This is a genomic window from Aurantivibrio plasticivorans (assembly GCF_055392955.1).
In genome coordinates, this window is record NZ_AP036020.1 from 1127729 (window position 1) to 1149651 (window position 21923).

The window sequence follows — 21923 nt, forward strand, 5'->3', positions numbered from 1 at the left end:
TTTTAAAAAAACCCAGCTTCGGCTGGGTTTTTTATTGTGCGATGATTTGCCCTTGAGCGACTAGCCACATTAGGACCGCATAGCGGCCTCCTTTCCCCATTGCGGCGAGAATCGCGAGTTGCCAAATCGGTACACGCATAATGCCCGCAACAAATGTAAGCCCATCACCAATGAGCGGCAGCCACGAAAACAATAAGCTCCATCGTCCATAGCGCTGAAACCATCGCTGGGCTTTATTCATGTCTGTCTTGTTCGCAGGAAACCATCGACGATCTTGAAAGTGCAGACAGTAACGACCTAGCCACCAGTTAATTACCGCGCCTAGCGTATTGCCCGCCGTCGCACTAATCCAAAGCCAAAACAAAGAGTAACTCTCTAGCTGCATGCCGATGATGACGGCCTCCGACGACAACGGCAGCAGCGTAGCAGCAAGTAGTGAGGTAAACGCAAGCAACAAGTATTCAAACATGGCATTGATGCTGGTACAGGAGAGTGTAGCCAGCATGCTTCTAAGGCTAAAAGGGGTTTCACATTTTTCCACGAATGGCCGGTCTATGATAATCTAAATGTCTTCAAACATCCCGGAAAGTGTTATGTCTATCGAAAATGCTCGCATTACTATTTGCAATCTTACATTGGCGCAGTATCCACAGATTAAGTCGTTAATGGATGAGGTGTATTCGGAATTAGGTGGCGCGTGGCCTCGTCATACTATTCAACGTCTGATAAAGGAGTTTCCAGAAGGGCAGCTGGGTATTTTAGATGGAGAGGAACTCGTTGGCTTAGCTCTTAGTGTACAGGTGGATTACCAACGCTTTTCTAACCCACATACCTACGACGACATTGTCGATAGTAACGATAACGTTTATTCCGACAAAAAAGGTGACGCGCTTTATGGGTTAGACGTGGTTATCGGTAGCCGCCATCGAGGCTTACGTTTGGGTAGACGGCTGTATGATGCGCGAAAGGAACTATGTCGACAATACAATTTGCGCGCTATTCTCGCTGGCGGAAGAATTCCTAATTACCATAAAGTGCGTGATGAGATGACGCCGATGCAGTACATCGAAAAGGTCGACAACAAGGAGTTGTACGATCCTATTTTGTCTTTTCAATTGTCGAATGATTTTCAAGTTAAGCGCTTGTTGAAAAAATATTTGCCAGAGGACGAAGACTCCGAAGGCTACGCAACATTATTAGAATGGAACAATATTTTGTTCGACCCAGAGCCCACTGTGCTTGAAACCGCAAAGCCCGTCGTGCGAGTCGGGGCCGTACAGTGGCAGATGCGCGGGGTTAAATCACTTGAAGATTTGATGTCTCAAGTGGAATTTTTCGTCGATACAGTCTCTGACTACCAGTCAGATTTTATTGTCTTCCCGGAATTCTTTAATGCACCCTTGATGGGTATTGAACCTAGTAGCTCTCAAATGGAAGCTATTCGTTATCTTGCGAGTTTTACCGATGAGATTCGAGAAAGAATGGCCGGAATGGCAATTGAATATAATGCCAATATTATTACCGGGTCAATGCCTTTGTTAGAGGAAGGGAAGTTATACAACGTTACCTATCTTTGTCATCGCAGTGGAAAAATAGATGAGCAGCGTAAGATTCATGTAACACCGCATGAAGAAAATGACTGGGTCATTGAAGGCGGGAATCAGATATCCGTATTTGATACAGACGCTGGAAAAGTCGGCATATTGATTTGCTATGATGTAGAATTCCCTGAGTTGTCGCGAATTCTCGCCGATCAGGGAATGCAGATTTTATTTGTTCCGTTTTGGACAGATACTAAAAATAGTTATTTACGTGTTCGACATTGTGCACAAGCGCGAGCGATTGAAAACGAATGTTATGTAGTGATAGCGGGAAGCGTTGGCAACTTACCTGCGGTTGAAAGTCTAGACGTGCAATACTCTCAATCGGCGGTGCTGTCGCCATCAGACTTTTCCTTTCCGCATGATGCTGTTTTGTCTGAGGCGACACCAAATACAGAAATGTTACTTTTCTCTGATCTCGACATGTACAAGCTAAAGATTTTGCATAGCGAAGGATCGGTTCGTAACTTGAAACAGCGTCGAACTGATCTGTACAGCTTATCGTTGAATAAAAAATAGTAACGTTACTAGAGTCTGAATGCCCTGTTTATTCGTAGGGTATTCAAATTTTCTAAATGTGGTAAATGACATTAGGAGCTGCATTAAAAAGTAAAGTAGAAAGATAAGACTCGATCGTAAGCTTCTACCTCTGTGAGTCCTCGCAGGCCAAACCCGACATCATTATGCGGGCCATAGTCTTCCAATGTGATGCTAGCGGTGTCGACAGCTAGCTCTAAGCCCCACGAGAAAAACCTCCCATGACCAAACTCAATACCAATTGCCCCTAGTGCGCCAATTGACGTGTCCTCCACGTAATCCCCGCTCGTGAAATGGTTGGATAAACCCGCGCGCACATACGGCGTGACGGTGCCGCCGTGATTAAAATTGAATCCAATGGTAGCTGCTACAGGTAGTTGAAGATGGTCCGCATCCCCTGCAATCAAAAAAAGTGGGCCAACGGATAGATCAGTGCGGAGCCCATTGTCGGCGTGATAGACCCCTCGAAAGCCAATCCCAATCGGGAGCGTTTCTGCGACGTCGACGTCGTAATAGAACCCGGGAGGTTCGTAGCGTAGGTTGTCTTCATAAATGTCCAGTACATCTTCAACACCTGGCACGTAGCTGATCTGCGCTCCAAACTTCCACTCCCCAGCGTTTGCTTGTGTTGCGCAGAGTAGTCCAAACGCAATGATCGTCCATACTTTCAAGTTCATTGTATCTCCATGAATAAATTAATGTTATTTATTGGTGCGTATACTAAACAGCAGGCTGGCTATGTACAAGCTAAGGCTCACGTTGCACACTATGGTTCTTATCCCTTGATTCACTTTTAACCTTTCGAAGGTGACACTATTTTAGGCATAAATGACGACTTATTTTCGCGTGCGAATAATTGGCAAGCGCTTTCCAGCGTTGACTACGATGTGTTGGTTGTCGGAGCGGGCATTAATGGAGCGGTGGCCGCTGCGTCCTTAGCGGCCCGTGGCGTTAAGGTCGCTTTGGTAGAGCGAAGTGATTTTGCCAGTGGTTCCAGTTCACAGTCATCAAATTTAGCATGGGGTGGAATCAAGTATTTAGAAAGCGGCGAATTTTTATTGGTCAACAAGCTTTGCCGTAGTCGAAACCATTTAATGCAGCACTACCCGTCAAGCGTAAAGGAGATTCGTTTTCTGACCACGATTCGACGCGGGTTTAGAATGCCTCCGTTTTTTATTTACCTTGGTGCTTTGCTTTATTGGTTTATCGGCGCTTGTTTTACTAAATCGCCTCGTTATTTGCGGAAGAAGGATATTGTTAGGCGCGTATCGGCTATAAATGCCGACAGTATAGTTGGCGGTTTGGAGTATTCTGACTGTTATTTGCCGGACAATGATTCCAGGTTCGTTTTTCGGTTTGTTCGTAAGGCCATGGAGGCCGGCTGTTGCGCGGTGAACTATGCTGAGGTTAAGAGTGCGCAATTAGGTACTGTAGAGCAAGGCGAAAGTTGCTGGCTGGCGACTGTTGAGGATCGTCTTACCGGCGAAACGACTCAAATACGCTCGCGCGTGTTGATCAATGCCTGTGGTCCCTATGTTGATCATTTTAACCAACTGATTCAGCATGAAACCAATTACCAACACGTATTTTCTAAAGGTATTCATTTAATAGTCGACAGGGTGATACCCAGGGAGGTCATGCCTGAAGATAAAGTGTTGGCATTTTTCGCCAGCGATGGACGACTTTTTTTCGTATTGCCTATGGGGCCGAAAACCTGCATTGGCACAACGGACACACGCGTCGATTCTCCGACGTCGACAGTGAGCGAAGCGGACCGGCAATTTGTCTTAGACAATGCCAACGAAATGTTAAACCTTCCCCGAAAATTAACTACCAAAGACATCATCGCCGAGCGCTGCGGTGTCCGACCTTTGGCGGTCAAAAAAGCGCGGGAGTCTGGAGATGACTGGCTTACCTTATCGAGAAAACACGTAACGGAAGTCGACGCCTCGAAACGGTTGTTAAGTATATTTGGCGGAAAGTTAACAGACTGTATTAATGTTGGGGAAGAAGTAGCGCAGATCGTATCAGGTTTCGGCGTGGGAGCCGCTCAGAATCCTGTGGTTTGGTATGGAGAACCACCTGCGAGTGATAAAAAAGTATTCCTAGCCAGAGCAGCGGAATTGAACATTGATAAAAAGGTGAAAACGCTATCTGGTGAACCATTGTCTGAACGGATATGGCGCCGCTATGGGGCGTTCGCCAATGAGTTGCTGAATGCGATGATTGAAGATGACACGCTGCTTGAAAAACCAATTCAAGAAATTGAATATACTCGCGGTGAGATTATGTTAATGGCCAAAACGGAAATGATTATTACGCTTGAGGATTTCTTGCGTCGCCGAAGTAAGGTGTTAATGGTCATGTCCGCTGAAGAGCTAATTAAGCATCCCGGCCTAAGAGACATTGCTAAGTTATTATTCTATGGAAGCGCCGAAAGTAAATTACAGGATTTTATCGAGCGGCATACTCAGTAGGTAGGGTATGCCGAGCCGATTCTATTCAGTACGCAAACGGAATTAATCTGGTGCGAACTCTGTCATTAAAAATCGATCAATTTCACGAGTGCACTCGGTCAGCATATGTCCACTGGTCGCTCTATACATGATTTCGAGTTCGCGAGTTGTTCGTGCTAAGCGCAACAATATTTTGTTGCAATCGAAAATAACGTCTTTACCGCCAACAATGAGTAGCTTCGGGCAGTACAGGTGAGCCAGTTTTTCATCCGGGATGATTGGAATGCTTCCTCTACCTTTAAATTCTTGAAATATTGTCGAAAAAAACTCCTGGTTTTTCGCTTCAAGGTTGTCGCGGCCTTGAATGTGTCTAAATAACCATTTTCTTCCCAGTGATCCAAAGATAAAGTGACTAAAAAGAGCTTTCAGAATAAATGAAAGTCGGGGGCGCACAATACCTGCAGGGCAGAGTGTAATTAAGCGAGATACTTTGTCAGGGTGTTCACAGGCAAAACGCAGCGCGAGATACCCGCCAAAAGAAATACCGATCAGGGCTGCGCTCTGGATACCTAGAGCCTCGTAAATATCTTCGATCCACTCGACATATGCATCACCTTTTAACGAGGGGCGGTTACTTGCTGATCGTCCTGGCTCGCCAAGCGTGTCTATGCAATAAATTCGATAGCTTTTACTCAAGGTATTAATGTCGTTAATCCACATGAGCGAATTTACACCCATACCATGAAAGAGTATGAGCGGTGGGTTATCAGGGTGGCCACTAGCAATAATAAAGGTATCGCCATGGCGAGTGCTGATGGTGGACTCGTCTTTCATTACTGGCCAGTGGCGCAGTAATTCTCCGTATTTGCCCGCTATGTTTGTTGCGGCAGTTTCATTCCGATAAATAGAATTGCTCATAACTTGTGTATCGTTTTTAGCTGAAAATTGAGGGCGCACAACGGGCAGCCGTTTTTTGTAATCTTGAGCGAAACGATATTATAGGATATTAGTAAACATCGCTGTCATATATTGACAGTTTTATACAATATTCAAACTGTGATGGTTGTCACTTGATCAAAGTGGGCAACCATAGAGGGGCAATCGTATGTACAAAATCAGTGTATTCATTCCAAGTGATCATTTGGAGCCGGTTAAGGCAGCAATGTTTGCTGCTGGTGCTGGGAAGGTCGGTGATTATGACTGCTGTGCGTGGCAGACAGAGGGGGAGGGACAATTCAGGCCATTGGCTGGTAGCAGCCCATTTATTGGTCAGCAGGGAAAGGTTGAGACTGTTTGCGAATATAAAGTAGAGATGGTTTGTGACAACGTGCACTTGAGAGAGGCTATCTATGCAATGCGATTAGCTCACCCTTACGAAGAGCCAGCATTCGATATTATTGAGTTGATAAAAGTACCAATCTAATTAATCTCTATGGTCGTTTCTTATAAATTAAATCCTCTGAGTGTAGAGGGAAACTATTATTTTTTCGGTCTTCAAAATAAAACTCGAGCGTTCGCTTGATAACCGGAAACGCAAGCTCTGACCAGGGGATTTCCTCCTCGGTAAACAGTTCGACCTCGAGCGACTCTGGTCCAGCAGCAAAATCTAAATCTTTTAGGGTGCCATAGTAAAACAGATAGACCTGGTTGATGTGGGGCAAGTTGAACAAAGTATAGAGAGAGTGCGAAGTAATATTTGCACGTGCCTCTTCCCAGGATTCACGCAAGGCTCCTGCTTCTGTGGTTTCACCGTTTTCCATAAAGCCAGCGGGCAACGTCCAATAGCCATAACGCGGCTCAATAGCGCGTTTGCATAATAGTACCTTGTCTTCGTATACGGGAAGGCAGCCGGTAATGATCCGTGGGTTGCTATAATGGATTGTCTCGCACTCAACGCAAATATGTCGTTCGCGATCATCGCCGTCAGGAATGCGAATTTCTACTGTACTGCCACAACTACTGCAAAACTTCATGAAACGCTATCCGGTTGAGGTAGCTCGTCGGAGCTACTAGCGTGAAAGGTAGTTTATTAGCAGGGCAGTATACTATAAGTGGTATGAAGAGGAGGCGTTTCGAAGAAGAAACGCCAAGACGGTGTTGAGCCTGTTGAGCTACTGAGCGGAAAAATCCAACACTTTTGCTGGCTCTGCCGTGGCCGGGGTATCAACGCGAGGTCGTTGCACGCCTTGGTCAGTCATTTCGTTAAGCAAATAGCGCATCTCGGTGAAAGACTCATACATCATTTGCGAAATTTTGATGCAAGCTGACATCGGCTGAGAGTGGATTTGACGCTGTGCATCGATCTGGAATTGCAATCCCCGCAGTCGGCGTTGGTGCTCCGCTGGCGCGCTAGAAATCAGCGCATCGACATGCTGTTGGCGTAAAGCTTCCAGCGCGTCTGGGTCCTCTGCCGCTAAATTTTTCAATGTGTCGAAGTCTGGCAAGTCTTGCATCCTCGTTTCCCCCAAGTAATGGATCTATCTTCAGCGCGACTCAGTCGACGCTAGTTTGTTCTCGAGACAGGCCCCCACCTGTCTTGCTCGCTCATCGTGCTGAGTTGTAATGCCAGCGCGGATAGCTCAAGAGGAATCCTACAAAACACGGAATGTAATGTGTAGGGATGATATTAGATCAAATAATTATAAGTGAAAATGGCCGGGCGGACATAAATGTACGCCGTAAAACCTTATATTTATCAATTGCTTATGATCTGGTGACCGATCTTTGATCTGCGGTTATTTGAGACTGCCTTCGGGGCTCGGGTCATATTTCCAAATGACCTGGTGGCTTAGTCTTAGATCAAAAATGTTGTTTTTCATCGCAATAGTTATCCTGTGTTTTTTCTGGTGCCTTTCTTCGGGCAAGATGCTCAATATTGTCTAGATTTAACTAGAGAGGCGATTAAATTGCCGTCTCTGACCCCGTTGTAAAGTTTGCTGTTCCGAAATAGGTATAGGTATGGGCCTATATGGGTGTTTTTCGCTGAGCTATTGGGCTGGTTCTTAATGGATCTTAAGAAAAAAGTACTGGTAATCGACGACGATAAAATAACGCACAAAGTTATCAGTAAGGCATTACTGGATAAATTTGATGTGTACTCCGCGTTTGATGGTAAAGCAGGAATCCTTGAAGCGAGTCAGGAGTCGCCACAGGTCATTCTGCTCGATGTTGAAATGCCAGGAATGAACGGCTACGAAGTCTGCGATGCGTTGAAAAACCAAGCGTCCACAAAGGATATTCCGGTGGTTTTTTTGTCCAGTCGCAGCTCACTGCGGGAGCGCATGCTGGGTTACGAGGTGGGTGCGGACGACTACCTGACTAAACCTGCGAGTGCTGAAATTATTCAGGCTAAACTCAAGAAGTTGACCGAGCGAGTCGAGTTGCAAACCGAGCTTTCGACCAAAGCCAAATCCGCTGAGCAAACCGCGCTGCAGGCAATTGCGGGTAGCTCGGAGCTTGGGAAAGCAATTCGCTTTGTGGAATCGAGCTTTTCTTTAACTAGTTATAGTGAATTGGCGAGCAAGCTATTTGAGCTGCTAGAGGGGCTTGGCCTCAAATGCTGTCTGCTATTTAAAACGGATGCGGGTGACGAGTGCTTTACGCAGGGACGTGGGGTGGCCTCTCCGTTGGAGCAAGATTTGATGAAGATGCTTCACTCCGAACAGCGCTTTTATGATTTTGGCTGTCGCACTCAGGTCAATTATCCGAGTGTGGCATTATTGGTCAAAAACATGCCCCTCGATAATCGTGAAAACTATGGACGAATCAAAGACCTCATTCCCTTCGTGTTAGCCGCCTCGGACGAAAAAGTTCGAATACTTAATACAGAGCATGCCTTGCGAGAGCAGGCCGCAAACCTATCGCGCTCTGTTGATGCGGTGAAAACCACACTGAAAGAAATCACTAGTAACATGCAGGGCAACCAAGAGGCGGTTACGCAAGTGGTTCGGGATATGTTGGACAAGCTTGAAATGGCCTTGCCCAAAATGGGGTTGGAAGACGATCAGGAGTCCTACATTATTCAATCGGTCGATACGGCGTTTGCGTCAGCAGCAGCCTTGATAGATCAAAATACGGGGCTAAAGGCGTCATTGGAGGGGGTAATACGATTGCTAAGTTACTTGACTGACGAACAAAATCAAATTCTCGAAACCGCGATTCATACCACGCCTTCTCAGACAGATGACGGTGCTTCATTGTCAGATATTGAGCTTTTCTAAACTTGTCACAGCACAGCACAGCACAGCACAGCACAGCACAGTGTAGTCGGTCACAACCTTCGCTAGTTGATATGGTATATTTCCCGTTTTGAGAATTTTTTCTGCGCATAAATCATTGGTCTGATTACCGTGATAGCAGAACTGAGTGATTTAGGTGTTTTCATGTTACGGCAATTACGCGAATCGTATGCGGTCCCTAGGGAGAGGTTTGAGCGTCCCGGTCCATTCAACAATCACGCAGGCGTATTAATTGCGATAACTGATCAGCATGATGACCCCGAAATTATTTTAACCCTACGTGCCGCGCATTTATCGTCCCATAGTGGCGAAGTGTCATTTCCAGGGGGTAAGTGGGAAGAAGCTGATCGCACCTTGGTGGATACTGCGCTGCGTGAAAGCTACGAAGAAATTGGTTTGCCACCTGGTGATGTGGATGTGATTAATTCGCAGCCACCAATGATCTCAAGGTGGGGGATTGAGGTGACGCCCTTCGTTGGGATTGTTCCTGACGATGTTCAGTTAAGCCCTAACCCGCACGAAATTGCTGCAATTTTTCGCGTGCCGTTATCTCACTTTGTTGAGGACAAACGCACACAAACTGATGTGTATTTTCGTGATGGCGAAGAGTGGTGGTCCCCTGTTTACCATTATCATGGCTATAAGATTTGGGGCCTAACAGCAAAAATGTTACTGGAATTTGTCAACAGTGGTTGGGGCTTAGATTTAGGCAGAGAAAGCGCTGCGCCAGAAATTGAGCGAAAACCTCTTCGTGCTAAGACGAAATAAGGTCGTCAGCGTTTAAAGTAATCGACGCTGAACGGGAATGGCCTTGACCTTGGCAAGCTCGATCATTTTTTCGGACAGGGTGTCCGTTTCAAACCGGTAGTTGCCAATCTGAAAACTGGTATTCCCGTCAGGAATATTTTCGAGATATTCCATCATCAGACCGTTGAGTGTTTTCGGTCCGGTGCTATTCAAGTCCCAGTTTAAAGCGCGGTTAATGTCTCGAATCGAGGCGCTCGCATCAATTAGATACCAGTTATCCGCCTGTGGTGTAATCTCCTGGTGCTGATCTTCAGCGAGGTTAGTGGTGAACTCACCAACAATTTCTTCCAGTAAATCTTCTAGCGTTACGATACCTTGCACATCGCCGTACTCATCCACCACCATCGCTATACGTCGTTTTTGCTTTTGAAAATTCATTAGTTGCGTATGCAATGGCGTGCTAATGGGTACAAAGTAGGGCTCGCGTGTGAAGCGCTTTATCGCGTCGTGAGTGATTTCTTGGTCTTCACCGTAGAGAAATCGCGATGCGTTACGAAGGTGGAGAATGCCGGTAACATTGTTGATGTCACCGTGATAGACCGGCATGCGAGTGTAGTCAGCAGTGCGGATTACTCGCAGTAATGAGGGGATGTCTTCGTCGAGATCCAAGCCGACGATTTCGTTGCGTGGAATCATAATGTCTTCCACCGTAGCTTTTTCGAGGTCCAGGATATTTAACAGCATCGCCTGGTGCTGATCGGGAATTAGTTCGCCTGCTTCATTAACGACGGTCCTTAGCTCGTCAGGGTGAAGGTGCTCATCGGTGTTGTGGGAGTGAGGATCGACACCGAAGCAGCGTGCTAGATAATTGGAAACGTGATTGATTAGCCAGACTGCTGGGTAGAGTATGGTTAAAAGCGGCCTAAGTAAGATGCTAGCGGGGAAGGCGATTTTCTCGGGGTGCAGCGCAGCGATTGTCTTAGGCGTGACTTCTGCAAAAATCAATAAAACGGCTGTTAAGCCAATTGATGCAACCCAAAGACCATATTCGCCATACAGTTCCACGCACAAGATTCCTGCAAGCTGTGCGGCCAGAATATTTACCAGATTGTTACCAATAAGTATTACACCGATCAAACGGTCAGGCCGTTTGAGCAATTCCATTGCCCGCATTGCGCCTTTATTTTTCTTGTTAACCAAGTGTTTTAGGCGATAGCGGTTCAGTGCCATCATGCCAGTCTCTGAACTCGAGAAAAAGGCAGAGCACATAATAAGCCCAATAATTATGGCGAGCAGAACGCTTACAGGAATGTCGTCCAACGGGAAACCTTAACGGCAATATTTAGAATTTTAAAAGTGAGGAAGATTGGCATCTTGCAGTCATCTCGGTCGTTTGGCAACTTTCGGAGTTAACCTAGGACAACTTGGTACACTAGCTGGGTACCCATGTAGGCCAGCATCAAAATCGCATATCCGCCAAGCGTCCATCGGATGGCGGTATTCCCTCGCCATCCCAAGCGAAAACGCCCCGCCAGCAGAATGGCATAAACAATCCATGCAAGGATTGAAAAGGCTAAGGTGTGTGCCTGTTGCTGAGCGAAAATATCATCAATGATGAAAAGCCCAGATGCGATAAGCAGCGTCAGCATGATTTCGCCTATCCACAGTAGCTCAAACATCAAGCGTTCCATGGTTTGTAGAGGCGGCAGGACTCTGATTACGCCGGTTGCGTGCTTGTGCTTAAGTTGCCGGTTTTGGAATGCTAGCAGCAGGGCCTGGAGCGTCGCGATCGTTAAAAAACCCGATGCGAGGATCGCCAAAAAAATATGCCCTAGCAGCGGAGTCGCGCTGATTAACTCGCCTTCACTGAAGTGGCTGGCGAGTATAGCGGCCGTGGTCAGTGGGAACAGGAAGATAAAGAGGTTATATAAAGGCTTACGTAGCCCACTGATCAAAACAATCAGGTTGATGACCCAAAAGAAGAGGGTGGGGAGCTTGAATAGGCTAGAGTTTACTCCGTTGTCCACAAAGACCGTGGATTGCATGCCGGCACCATGGAGTGTCAGGGCCACGAGAGTCAACCCCAGTAGTATTCTTTGCCGTGGTGCTCTCTGTCGCTTGTATTCGCTGATCAGGTAAGCAGTGGCGGCGATATATAGGGCAATCGCAGCAAAGTTAGCGGCAGAAGCGATCGAAAGCATAGTCTTAAGGCGATATTATCGTTTCGTTGTGATAGAACAGGGAGTTTGTCATAAGGTCCTAGCAAATAGAAGTAAATCCATCCGCAATTGCCCCATCCGTATTTGCAGTAGATGAGGTATAATCCGCGCCCTTTCAAGAAACCAACATCGTTATTGCTATGTTTGAAAATCTTTCCGACCGAATTAACAAATCGCTTCGTACCGTAGTTGGCAAGGCGAAGCTGTCCGAAAAGAACATCTCCGACACCCTTCGTGAGGTTCGCAAAGCGCTGCTTGAGGCGGATGTTGCGCTACCTGTCGTGAAGGAGTTTGTAGGCCATGTGCGCAAGCGCGCCTTAGGTCAGGAAGTTTCTCGGGCGCTAAACCCGGGTCAGCAGTTCTTAAAGATCGTTGAGGCAGAGTTAACGGCAGTAATGGGGGATGCGAATGAATCACTCGATCTGGCCGCTAAGCCCCCCGTAGTGATCTTGATGGCCGGTCTCCAGGGGGCGGGTAAAACGACGTCCGTCGCCAAGTTGGCGCGTTTCTTAAAAGACCGCGAAAAGAAGAAAGTCTTGGTTGTCAGTGCGGATGTTTATCGTCCCGCCGCAATTGAGCAGTTGGCTACGCTAGCCAATGAAATTGAAGTGGAGTGTTTCCCATCAACCACTGAGCAGAAGCCCATCGATATTGCTAACGCAGCTATCGATCATGCAAAGAGACAATTTTGCGATGTCGTGATTGTCGACACCGCAGGTCGCTTACATATTGATGACCAGCTGATGGAAGAGATTCAGGGACTCCATAGCGCTATTTCACCCAAAGAAACCCTTTTCGTGATTGACGCCATGATCGGCCAGGATGCGGTGAATACAGCCAAAGCATTCAACGAAGCATTGCCGCTGACCGGTGTGATTCTCACCAAAGCCGACGGTGATGCACGAGGTGGTGCAGCTCTGTCGGTTCGTCATGTCACAGGCAAGCCCATCAAATTCTTAGGTGTTGGCGAAAAAGTTGATGCGTTAGAGCCTTTCCATCCTGAGCGGATGGCCAGCCGGATTCTGGGCATGGGCGACGTTTTATCTCTCATCGAAGAGGTAGAGCAAAAAGTCGACAAAGAGAAAGCCGAAAAATTGGTGCAAAAGGTTAAGAAAGGCCAGAAGTTTGATCTGGTTGACCTTAAAGACCAGTTGCAACAAATGAGTAATATGGGTGGCATGGGAGCTATGCTCGAAAAGTTGCCAGGCATGGGCAATGTCTCTGAAATGATGGAGAAGGCCGATGTTGGCAAGCAATTTAAGCGTATGGAAGCGTTGATCGACTCCATGACTCCTGCTGAGCGCTCCAATCCTGATATTCTCAATGGTTCCCGTAAGCGTCGAATTGTCGCGGGTGCTGGGGCTGAGCTTCAAGACCTTAATCGTCTCATCAAGCAGCACAAGCAAATGGCAAAGATGATGAAGAAAATGAAAGGCGGAGGCATGGCCAGAATGATGCAGGGCATGCAAGGCATGATGGGAGGCGGAGGTGGTCTACCTCCTGGCTTTGGTCGTTAAATAGCCAGCATCTGTGGCTGAAAAGCCATCAAATTGGGCCGTAAAAAGTCTATACACGCTAAATTGATTCCCGTACAATGTCGCGCCTTCTTAAACGGGCTTGGCTCGTTACGCGGAGAGGACGTATTTCATTACGCGGACCTCTCTGAAGGACAGAATTAGCTAGCTTAAAGCATTAATAGGAAACAGGTACCCATGGTAACTATTCGTTTATCTCGAGGCGGTTCTAAAAAACGCCCTTTCTACCACTTCACAGTGGCTGATAGCCGCAAAGCACGTAACGGTGCTTTCATTGAGCGTATTGGCTTCTACAACCCATTGGCTCGTGGACAAGAAGAGCGCATCCGCATTGACAATGAGCGTGTGGACTACTGGGTAAGCCAAGGTGCTCAGCTATCTGATCGAGTACGTTCTGTATTAAAAGAACAAGCTAACACTCAAGCTGCTTAAAATTGCTTTTGGGTAAAACGCGCACTGCTGGTTAGAGAGCTAAATCTCGTTATGACAGAGATAAAACCATCAGGGAGTTCGCTGCGTACGGTCGGTAAGCTTGGCGCTCCTAATGGTGTGCTAGGTTGGATGAGGCTCCAGTCATTCACCGAACCATCAGATCAAATTTTGGAGTACGAGCCGTGGTGGTTAAAGACTCGCCACGGCGTGAAGCAGGCCAGTGTGGAGCAAGTTAAGCCACACAGCGATGGGCTGCTGGTGAAATTAGCTAACGTGTCAGATCGTGATGCGGCGAAGGCCTTCACCAATGTCGAGATCGCGGTATCTGCAGATCAGTTTCCCGCATTGCCGGTGGGCGAGTACTACTGGCATCAGCTGGAAGGTTTGCGGGTCGTTGCCTGCTATCAAGGGGTGTCTACCCCGATTGGGCGGGTTACTAAGTTATTAGAGACTGGTGCCAACGACGTCCTTGTTGTGCAAGGGGCGCCCGACAGTACAGCCGCTCCTAGTATTGATAAGCGAGAACGACTTGTCCCTTATCTGCCAGAGCAGGTGGTGACCAAGATCGACCTAGAGCAAGGTCAGATCGATGTGGAATGGGATCCCGATTTTTAAACACCGCTCGCAAAGAGATGTGTCATGAAGATAGCTGTTATCAGCCTCTTCCCCGAGATGTTTACCGCCATCTCAGAAAGCGGTATTAGCCGTCGCGCGATCGAGAACGGTTTATTAGAGATACGCGTATGGAATCCTCGAGATTTTACGTCTGATAAGCATCAAACGGTGGATGATCGCCCATACGGTGGTGGTCCAGGTATGGTGATGAAGGTCGACCCTCTCCGCAAAGCCATCGCGGCTGCGAGTGAGTGGGCCGGTGAGAGCAAAGTTGTTTACCTCTCGCCGCAAGGGGAAACCCTTAACCAGCAGTATGTTGAATCGCTTGCGAGCGGCGGACAGCTGGGAAAGAATTTGGTTTTGATAGCTGGTCGTTACGAAGGTGTGGATCAGCGATTAATTGATCAGCTAGTCGATGAAGAGATATCTATCGGCGATTATGTGCTGAGCGGTGGCGAACTGCCCGCTATGGTACTTATTGATGCGCTTATCCGTCAGTTGCCGGGTGCACTGGGGGATGCGGAGTCTGCTCAGCAGGACTCCTTTAGTAATGGGCTGCTGGATTGGCCGCACTTTACTAGGCCGGAAGTGCTCGACGGGCAAATTGTCCCGGCGGTGTTGTTATCTGGCAATCATGAAGCAATACGTCGCTGGCGTTTGAAACAAGCGCTGGGAAAGACCTGGCAAGTTCGACCGGAACTGTTGGCGGGTCGTGAGTTCAGCGATGAAGAGCGAGCGCTACTGAACGAGTTTCAGATGGAGCAATCGCAACATACGTAATTTACGAAATTCGCAGTTGGCCAATTTGGGTGGCTGTAATCGGTTTTATTTAAGGAGCATGGACAATGTCTAGCAAAAACAAAATCATCCAGCAGTTGGAAGAAGAGCAACTGAAAAGCGATCTGCCAGAGTTCAGCCCTGGTGACACAGTAGTTGTTCAAGTGAAGGTAATTGAAGGTAATCGCGAGCGTCTTCAGGCTTATGAAGGTGTAGTAATCGGTAAGCGAAACCGCGGTCTTAACTCGGCGTTTACTGTACGTAAAATCTCGCATGGTGTTGGCGTCGAGCGTACCTTCCAGACTCACAGCCCGCTAATCGACAGTGTTTCTGTTAAGCGTCGTGGTGATGTTCGCCAGGCGAAGCTTTACTACTTGCGTGAGTTGACTGGTAAAGCGGCTCGAATTAAAGAAAAGCTAAACTAAGTTTAAGTCATACAGCGGCCTTGGGCCGCTGTTTCCCCCGCCTTTTTTCTGTCTCACGTCTCCTCTTGAATTGCGGCTTGGCCATATAACCTGTAGTCGTTTGTCGTCGTATTCCACATTAATATAATCAATAGTTACAGACTACGCGCACTTTATGCGCTAATAGATTGTTTCTGTTGAAATTTCCTGTTTTCAAGATATTGCAGTTTGCCTTTATTCTAGTTAATGTGCGTGTAGTAATAATTATTTAGTATAAGGGTGACCGGCGTTAGGCCTTTCGGTCTCAAAATGTCGGCTTGTGATGTTCACTCACTGCCATGGATGATCTGCAGTGCTGCGCTCTGGCTGTCTGCTTAAGTCGGGGCAAAGTGGTCAATGCCATGCAAATGCAAAAAGAAAAGGTTGATGTTGGGTACTTAGCTGTAGGCATGTATGTCTGTGAGCTCGACCGTCCGTGGCTAGAAACTCCCTTTCTAATGCAGGGCTTTCTCATAGAGTCGAAAGAGGAAATCGAGGCTCTTTCCCGTTACTGTGATTACGTCTACGTAGATGTGGCTAAAGGCAAGCTAGATGTCTCTGTTGTCCATTCCATTCGTAGTTTCCACAAAGATCTAAAAACCTCCAAAAAACCTTCTCCAGGGAAAACGACAGCGGAGATCCTTTCTCTGCGGACTAAGCGTCGTTATACCGACACTACTGAGTGGCGCAAGGAGGTTGGGCAGGCGCATCGCGCGGTTGAAGGCTTAACGACAACGGTCAAAGAAATGTTTGAAGCGTTGAGTCAAAATCGGCGATATCCGTACGCCAAGCTTAAGCAATCCGTAACACCGTTAGTCAATAGTATTGAGCGAAACCCCGACGCCTGTATCTGGTTGGCGCGGTTAAAAAATCGCGACAGCTATATCTATAAGCACTCGGTGGCCACGTCGATATGGGCGGTTGCGTTGGGGCGGGAATTAGCCTTGCCTCCGCAAGATCTCAAGTCTTTAGCAATGGGTGCGCTAATGCTTGATGTTGGCAAATTACAAATACCGAGCGAATTGCTCAATAAATCAGACCCATTAAATGCCCAAGAAGAAAAGCAGTTGAGGCAGCATGTTAATTTTAGTTTGCAGGCGTTAGAAAAGTCGCAGCTGTTAAATCAAGATATATGGGATATGGTGGCATATCACCACGAGCGCCATAATGGTTCGGGTTATCCGCGTGGATTACAGGCGGATGAAATACCGTTGTTTGCGAGAATTGCTGGCATTGTCGATAGTTACGATGCGATGATCAGCCACCGGTATTACGAAAAGCCGGTCTCTCCTTCCGAAGCTGTAAAGAAGCTTTACCATCTGCGTGATGTGGAATATGACGCAATTTTAGTAGAAGAGTTTATTCAGGCTATTGGCCTTTACCCAGCTGGTACACTAGTATTGCTCTCGACGGGTGAAGTAGCCATTGTGCTTTCTGAAGGTCGGGCTCGACGCCTTAAACCACAAGTTTTACTTCTATTAGATAAAAATAAGAACCCACTCAATAAGTGGGAAGTTCAAAATCTAGCTGACAGGCTCTGCCCAGCAACTAACAAGCCGGTTGATATTGTTCAAAGTCTTGAACCCGGCGCATACGGGGTGAACCCCGAAATGGTTGCCTACGAGCCCGCCTAACATCTGATTGTTTTATCGAGGGGAATTGTGGCCTTATTAAGTGTCCCACCGAGTGATCGTTTTGGCCTATTTAAGTCTCTAGGCGACTATGTTCTTGCGTCGAACAAGGCTGGTGTCTGTGTTGGACTGTTATTGGTTGATATAAAAAATTTCACTAGCGTTAACCGCGTGTTTGATTTTAAGTACGGCGATTTAGTGTTGTACTTCATGTCGCAGCGCCTTGCCGAATGTGTTGACCATGCGAATTGTTTCTACCGAGTAGGTAGCGATGAGTTTGCCATTATTGTGCCCGCTCTGAGCAATCCAAGCGAAATAGTCATCGAAGCTAACAGCGTGCTGGATAAATTACGGATGCCGTTCTTTTGGCAGGACAAGGAAATAAATGTCGACGTGAATATGGGGTGTATTGCATTGCCCGCCGACCGGACTTCTCCAGAAGAGTTGCTGAGCAGTTGCGAGCATTTATTGCAGCGTGCAAAACTAGAAAACCGTACACTCTGTTATGCAACCGAAAGTCAGCATGGTGACGATGACGACATTTGGCAATTGGAGCAAGAGCTTCTCGGCGCGTTGCATAACAACGAGCTGACCATGGTTTTTCAGCCGAAAATTGATTTAAATACGGGAAAGCCGACTCACGCCGAAGCATTATTGCGTTGGACTCACCCGACACGAGGCGCTATCGCTCCAAGCTTTTTGGTCGACATGATTGCGCGTTTAAGTCGAGAGTTTGAGCTTACTAAATGGGTGCTGCATACCGCATTACGTCAAGTAAATCAGTGGCCGACTGACTGGGGCGCCAATGGCGTTGCTGTGAATATTCCTGCGAATATTGTGCACCATCCAGATTTCAGGCAATTAGTAGAAGATGCGATAAGGCTATGGCGAATTGAGCCGAGCCAACTAACATTAGAAATTACTGAGAGCGCGATCTTTGAAGATCAGCAGGGCGGCTATAATAACCTAAGTTATTTAAAAGGTCGGGGAATTGAAATCTCAATTGATGACTTCGGTACTGGTTACTCCTCATTGCAATACTTTAAAACTATTCCTGCCACCGAGTTGAAAATTGATCAATCCTTTGTGTTGAATATGGCCAACAGTCAGGGTGATAGAAATATTGCGCAGCTGATTATTGATCTGGCCCACCGTTTTGGTCTGCGTGTTGTTGCTGAAGGTGTAGAAACTATTGACGTGCTTGACGAGTTGAGACGCTTGGGGTGCGATTATGCGCAAGGTTTCTTTATTTCCCGTCCCGTTTCTTCCAATGATTATGCTACATGGTTAAGCGAGTATCGTCAGGCGTCAGTGATCAGTTGATAACGCATCACATGACCGTTGAACAATCCTATTGAGCTGGGGTTATTGCGCGAGTGAATGCTGAATTGATTGACCGTTACCTTGACGCGATGTGGATGGAAAAAGGCCTAAGTGCTAACACCTTGGCGTCTTACCGTCGCGACTTGGAGCAATTTGCGGTCGATGGTGTTGATTTGAAAACGGTGTCCTCTGAGTCAATTCAGAGACACCTCGCTAGACGTCACCAAAAAAAACTGTCTGCCCGCTCTACGGCTCGGTTCCTTAGCTGTTTGCGCGGTTTCTATTTGTATCTTCTGAGAGAGAACGAGATTGCCGTTGATCCAACGCTGCATATTGAGAACCCCAGTTTACCGAAGCCAATCCCAAAATCACTCACGGAGTCTGATGTTGATGCCTTGCTATCGGCACCAAATATAGAGGATCCACTGGGGTTGCGTGACAGGGCTATGTTAGAGGTGCTTTACGCTTGCGGTTTGCGCGTCAGTGAGCTTATCTCGCTCAGTGTCAGTCAAATTAACTTGCGCCAGGGCGTGGTGCGAATTATTGGGAAAGGCAGTAAGGAGCGGCTTGTTCCCTTAGGTGAAGAGGCGGTCAGTTGGTTGCAGCGGTACATGAGAGATGGTCGACCTCAGTTGTTGCCGGCTGGGAGTGATGGCATCGTCTTTCCGAGCCGACGCGGCCAGCAGATGACCCGGCAGACGTTTTGGCACCGGATCAAATATTGGGCGCAGATTGCGGATATCAGTCAGCCACTATCTCCGCACACATTGCGGCATGCTTTTGCTACGCACCTTTTGAATCATGGCGCAGACTTACGAGTTGTTCAGCTGCTTCTCGGGCACAGTGACCTTTCCACCACTCAGATCTATACGCATGTGGCAAATGCTCGCCTGCAAGCCCTGCACGCAGAGCATCACCCTCGAGGGTGAACCTAATGGCCAAATCATGTTCTAATCTGTGTTAGGTCTCTTGCTGCCGTTTTTTCGCAAGCGACTTGGCTAAAATTTCTGTTAGGATGCCTGGCGTTGCGGCAGATATCCAAAACACTAGGCAAACTACGAGGTTGATGTGACCAAGATTAAAAGTATAACCCTGATGGCCTTAGGTCTGATCATGATCGCTGGCTGTGATGATTCAGTGGGTGACGGTAATGGAAGCCAAATTTCAGGAGCTGAGCCCAGCGTCGAAGAGGTGATCATGCAGCGGCTGCAAGCGGCGCGCCCAGATTTTGAGTTTAGCGACCCTAAACCGGCCGCGATTGAGGGCTTATATCAGGTTCAAGTGATTGGTGGGCCAACCCTTTATGTGGAAAAGGGGGGGGAGTTCTTTATTGCTGGTGGAGACCTGTTTGCAATTGAAGGTACGCGCCTGGTCAATCTGCAAGAGCAGCAGCGCGAGAAAGAGCGTGTAGCCCTTTTGGCTGACATCGACCCGGCTGATCAGATTATTTTTTCTCCCGAAGGTGAAACCAAGGCTGTCGTCAACGTCTTCACCGATATTGATTGCGGATACTGCCAAAAACTCCATAGGGAAATAGAGCAAATTAACGCGCTTGGAATCGAAGTGCGTTACTTGGCTTACCCTCGGTCTGGACCTAACTCAGAAAGTGCTAACAAGCTTGCTCAGGCTTGGTGCGCCGACGATAAGCAAGCCGCTCTCACTAAGCTGAAGAATAGGCAAAATGTTGATAGTGAGGTCTGCGACAACAATCCGGTTGCAGAGCAATATCGCCTCGGCCTAATGATGGGGGTGACCGGTACGCCCAATATGGTCACCGAAACAGGGGAGATGATTGGCGGTTATGCGCCGGCTGCAAAGCTTGCTGAATACCTCCGTGTCGTTCCGCCATCTACATCAGCCCCTGCGGTCAATTAGACCGACAGTAGCTCCTCTAATCACCGATTGACACCCTTATAGAGTCTCAGTATCGTTGCCGTCTTTTGTCGGGCGGCAGCGCCTTCATGCTGCTTCTTGGCACCTCGTCTTATCTATTCTCAGGAGTAATCGGTGAAACAGGTCAATATAGGCTTGTGTGGTCTAGGTACAGTAGGTAGCGGTACCTTCAATGTACTCAAACGTAACAGCAAAGAGATACAAGCGAGCGCGAATTGCGCCGTTAGCGTAACCCATGTGGGCGCGCGTCGAGATAACCCCGCCTGTGATTTAACCGGTGTCAAAGTCAGTCGTGATATCTTTGATGTGGTTAATGACCCAAACGTTGATGTCATTGTCGAATTGATTGGTGGTACCACCACCGCGAAAGACCTCGTCTTGCAAGCTATCGCCAAAGGTAAGCATGTTGTTACGGCTAATAAAGCCCTGATTGCTGAGTTTGGAAATGAAATTTTTGCGGCGGCTGAAGAGGCCAATGTCAGTGTTGCTTTCGAAGCCGGTGTGGCCGGTGGCATACCTATTATCAAAGTCCTTCGCGAAGGCTTAGTGGCGAATCGCATCGAATGGTTGGCTGGGATCATCAATGGTACCGGTAACTATATTCTGACTGAGATGTCAGAAAAAGGCCGCGAATTTGCGGATGTCTTGGTTGAAGCACAGGCGCTTGGCTATGCAGAGGCGGACCCTACCTTTGATGTAGAAGGTATTGATGCGGCTCACAAATTAGTGATTCTCGCAGCCATCGCCTTTGGAATGCCTCTTCAGTACGAGCGTGCCTATACGGAAGGGATCTCAAAAATTGAACCACGTGATTTAGCGTTTGCTGAAGAGCTAGGTTATCGGGTCAAGCATTTAGGCATCGCGCGCCGCCATGGTGATAAAGTTGAAATGCGCGTGCATCCGACATTAATTCCAGAAAAGCAGCTAATTGCTCACGTCAATGGCGTAATGAATTCTGTTTTGGTCAAGGGCGATGCAGTTGGTTCCACAATGTATTCTGGCCCTGGTGCTGGCGATGAGCCAACTGCTTCTGCGGTAGTTGCCGATATTGTTGATATAGCACGCGAGCTCGCCGTTGGCTCCACATTGAGTGTGCCGCACCTCGGTTTTGGTACGGACTACGTTAGTAAGCTTAATGTGCAATCAATGGACGAAACCGAAACGGGATACTACTTGCGCATTACCGCCGAAGATAAGCCGGGGGTATTGTCAGATATCACGCAGATTCTCAGTAAACTCGGTGTCAGTATCGAAGCGTTAATTCAAAAAGAAGCCGCTGAAGGGCTGACAGTCGTTCCTGTTATTTTGCTTACTAACCGCACGCAGGAAGGCAAAATGAAGCAAGCAATCGAGCAGATTGAAGCGCTCGATAGTGTAGTGGGTGATATCGCTCGTATACGTGTAGAAGACTTAAGTTAATACCGAGTAAGCGATTAAGTGGTCGAAGTCGATACGCAATCTAATTTGTAAAAAGCT

General features: G+C 47.6%; 22 protein-coding genes. 15 read left to right on the top strand and 7 right to left on the bottom strand.

Annotated features, from left to right (window positions below):
- Positions 1–31 precede the first annotated feature (31 nt).
- Entirely contained in the window at positions 32–505 is a 474-nt protein-coding gene (locus ACZ5NB_RS04955) for a YqaA family protein (protein WP_460231899.1), read from the bottom strand.
- 88 nt (positions 506–593) lie between these two features.
- Here ACZ5NB_RS04955 and ACZ5NB_RS04960 point away from each other — a divergent pair, with 88 nt between their 5' ends.
- Positions 594–2120 (top strand): carbon-nitrogen hydrolase family protein, encoded by a 1527-nt coding sequence (locus ACZ5NB_RS04960; RefSeq protein ID WP_460231900.1) that lies wholly within the window; start codon positions 594–596, stop codon positions 2118–2120.
- A gap of 83 nt (positions 2121–2203) precedes the next feature.
- Here ACZ5NB_RS04960 and ACZ5NB_RS04965 read toward each other — a convergent pair whose 3' ends face one another.
- On the bottom strand, positions 2204–2815 hold the full coding sequence (locus ACZ5NB_RS04965; RefSeq protein ID WP_460231901.1) for a hypothetical protein: 612 nt from the start codon (positions 2813–2815) through the stop codon (positions 2204–2206).
- Between the two features lie 210 nt (positions 2816–3025).
- Here ACZ5NB_RS04965 and ACZ5NB_RS04970 point away from each other — a divergent pair, with 210 nt between their 5' ends.
- Entirely contained in the window at positions 3026–4615 is a 1590-nt protein-coding gene (locus ACZ5NB_RS04970; RefSeq protein WP_460231902.1) for a glycerol-3-phosphate dehydrogenase/oxidase, read from the top strand.
- 42 nt (positions 4616–4657) lie between these two features.
- Here the strand turns inward: ACZ5NB_RS04970 and ACZ5NB_RS04975 are convergent, their stop codons facing one another.
- A complete protein-coding gene (locus ACZ5NB_RS04975) occupies positions 4658–5512 on the bottom strand; it encodes an alpha/beta fold hydrolase (RefSeq protein ID WP_460231903.1) in 855 nt (284 codons plus the stop codon).
- A gap of 187 nt (positions 5513–5699) precedes the next feature.
- Between ACZ5NB_RS04975 and ACZ5NB_RS04980 the strand changes: the two genes are divergently transcribed.
- Positions 5700–6017: a YqfO family protein gene (locus ACZ5NB_RS04980; protein ID WP_460231904.1), complete on the top strand. Its 318-nt coding sequence runs from the start codon at positions 5700–5702 to the stop codon at positions 6015–6017.
- Positions 6018–6024: 7 nt separating this feature from the next.
- Here ACZ5NB_RS04980 and ACZ5NB_RS04985 read toward each other — a convergent pair whose 3' ends face one another.
- Together ACZ5NB_RS04985 and ACZ5NB_RS04990 are read right to left on the bottom strand one after the other, a co-directional pair.
- The gene (locus ACZ5NB_RS04985) at positions 6025–6567 is read right to left on the bottom strand and encodes an NUDIX hydrolase (RefSeq protein WP_460231905.1); all 543 of its coding nucleotides are present in this window, start codon (positions 6565–6567) and stop codon (positions 6025–6027) included.
- Between the two features lie 138 nt (positions 6568–6705).
- The gene (locus ACZ5NB_RS04990) at positions 6706–7047 is read right to left on the bottom strand and encodes a DUF3135 domain-containing protein (RefSeq protein ID WP_460231906.1); all 342 of its coding nucleotides are present in this window, start codon (positions 7045–7047) and stop codon (positions 6706–6708) included.
- A gap of 552 nt (positions 7048–7599) precedes the next feature.
- Here ACZ5NB_RS04990 and ACZ5NB_RS04995 point away from each other — a divergent pair.
- Together ACZ5NB_RS04995 and ACZ5NB_RS05000 are read left to right on the top strand one after the other, a co-directional pair.
- Complete coding sequence (locus ACZ5NB_RS04995) at positions 7600–8814, top strand: response regulator transcription factor (RefSeq protein ID WP_460231907.1); 1215 nt, start codon at positions 7600–7602, stop codon at positions 8812–8814.
- Between the two features lie 162 nt (positions 8815–8976).
- Positions 8977–9600: an NUDIX hydrolase gene (locus tag ACZ5NB_RS05000; RefSeq protein ID WP_460231908.1), complete on the top strand. Its 624-nt coding sequence runs from the start codon at positions 8977–8979 to the stop codon at positions 9598–9600.
- 12 nt (positions 9601–9612) lie between these two features.
- Here the strand turns inward: ACZ5NB_RS05000 and ACZ5NB_RS05005 are convergent, their stop codons facing one another.
- The gene (locus tag ACZ5NB_RS05005) at positions 9613–10899 is read right to left on the bottom strand and encodes an HlyC/CorC family transporter (RefSeq protein ID WP_460231909.1); all 1287 of its coding nucleotides are present in this window, start codon (positions 10897–10899) and stop codon (positions 9613–9615) included.
- Between the two features lie 89 nt (positions 10900–10988).
- Positions 10989–11780: a cytochrome C assembly family protein gene (locus ACZ5NB_RS05010; RefSeq protein ID WP_460231910.1), complete on the bottom strand. Its 792-nt coding sequence runs from the start codon at positions 11778–11780 to the stop codon at positions 10989–10991.
- Positions 11781–11938: 158 nt separating this feature from the next.
- Between ACZ5NB_RS05010 and ffh the strand changes: the two genes are divergently transcribed.
- From ffh to ACZ5NB_RS05060, 10 genes are all read left to right on the top strand, one after another.
- Positions 11939–13315 carry a signal recognition particle protein gene (gene ffh / locus ACZ5NB_RS05015; protein ID WP_460231911.1) on the top strand — a complete coding sequence of 459 codons (1377 nt, stop codon included), beginning with the start codon at positions 11939–11941 and terminating at the stop codon, positions 13313–13315.
- A gap of 195 nt (positions 13316–13510) precedes the next feature.
- On the top strand, positions 13511–13765 hold the full coding sequence (rpsP, locus tag ACZ5NB_RS05020; RefSeq protein WP_460231912.1) for a 30S ribosomal protein S16: 255 nt from the start codon (positions 13511–13513) through the stop codon (positions 13763–13765).
- A gap of 51 nt (positions 13766–13816) precedes the next feature.
- Positions 13817–14380: a ribosome maturation factor RimM gene (gene rimM, locus ACZ5NB_RS05025; protein ID WP_460231913.1), complete on the top strand. Its 564-nt coding sequence runs from the start codon at positions 13817–13819 to the stop codon at positions 14378–14380.
- Positions 14381–14404: 24 nt separating this feature from the next.
- On the top strand, positions 14405–15160 hold the full coding sequence (gene trmD, locus ACZ5NB_RS05030) for a tRNA (guanosine(37)-N1)-methyltransferase TrmD (RefSeq protein ID WP_460231914.1): 756 nt from the start codon (positions 14405–14407) through the stop codon (positions 15158–15160).
- Positions 15161–15225: 65 nt separating this feature from the next.
- Entirely contained in the window at positions 15226–15582 is a 357-nt protein-coding gene (gene rplS, locus ACZ5NB_RS05035; RefSeq protein WP_460231915.1) for a 50S ribosomal protein L19, read from the top strand.
- A 380-nt stretch (positions 15583–15962) separates the two neighbouring features.
- On the top strand, positions 15963–17234 hold the full coding sequence (locus tag ACZ5NB_RS05040; protein WP_460231916.1) for an HD-GYP domain-containing protein: 1272 nt from the start codon (positions 15963–15965) through the stop codon (positions 17232–17234).
- A gap of 27 nt (positions 17235–17261) precedes the next feature.
- Positions 17262–18554: a putative bifunctional diguanylate cyclase/phosphodiesterase gene (locus ACZ5NB_RS05045; protein WP_460231917.1), complete on the top strand. Its 1293-nt coding sequence runs from the start codon at positions 17262–17264 to the stop codon at positions 18552–18554.
- 44 nt (positions 18555–18598) lie between these two features.
- Positions 18599–19483 carry a site-specific tyrosine recombinase XerD gene (xerD, locus tag ACZ5NB_RS05050; protein WP_460232090.1) on the top strand — a complete coding sequence of 295 codons (885 nt, stop codon included), beginning with the start codon at positions 18599–18601 and terminating at the stop codon, positions 19481–19483.
- A gap of 139 nt (positions 19484–19622) precedes the next feature.
- Entirely contained in the window at positions 19623–20429 is an 807-nt protein-coding gene (locus ACZ5NB_RS05055) for a DsbC family protein (protein WP_460231918.1), read from the top strand.
- 132 nt (positions 20430–20561) lie between these two features.
- The gene (locus ACZ5NB_RS05060; protein ID WP_460231919.1) at positions 20562–21866 is read left to right on the top strand and encodes a homoserine dehydrogenase; all 1305 of its coding nucleotides are present in this window, start codon (positions 20562–20564) and stop codon (positions 21864–21866) included.
- Positions 21867–21923 lie beyond the last annotated feature (57 nt).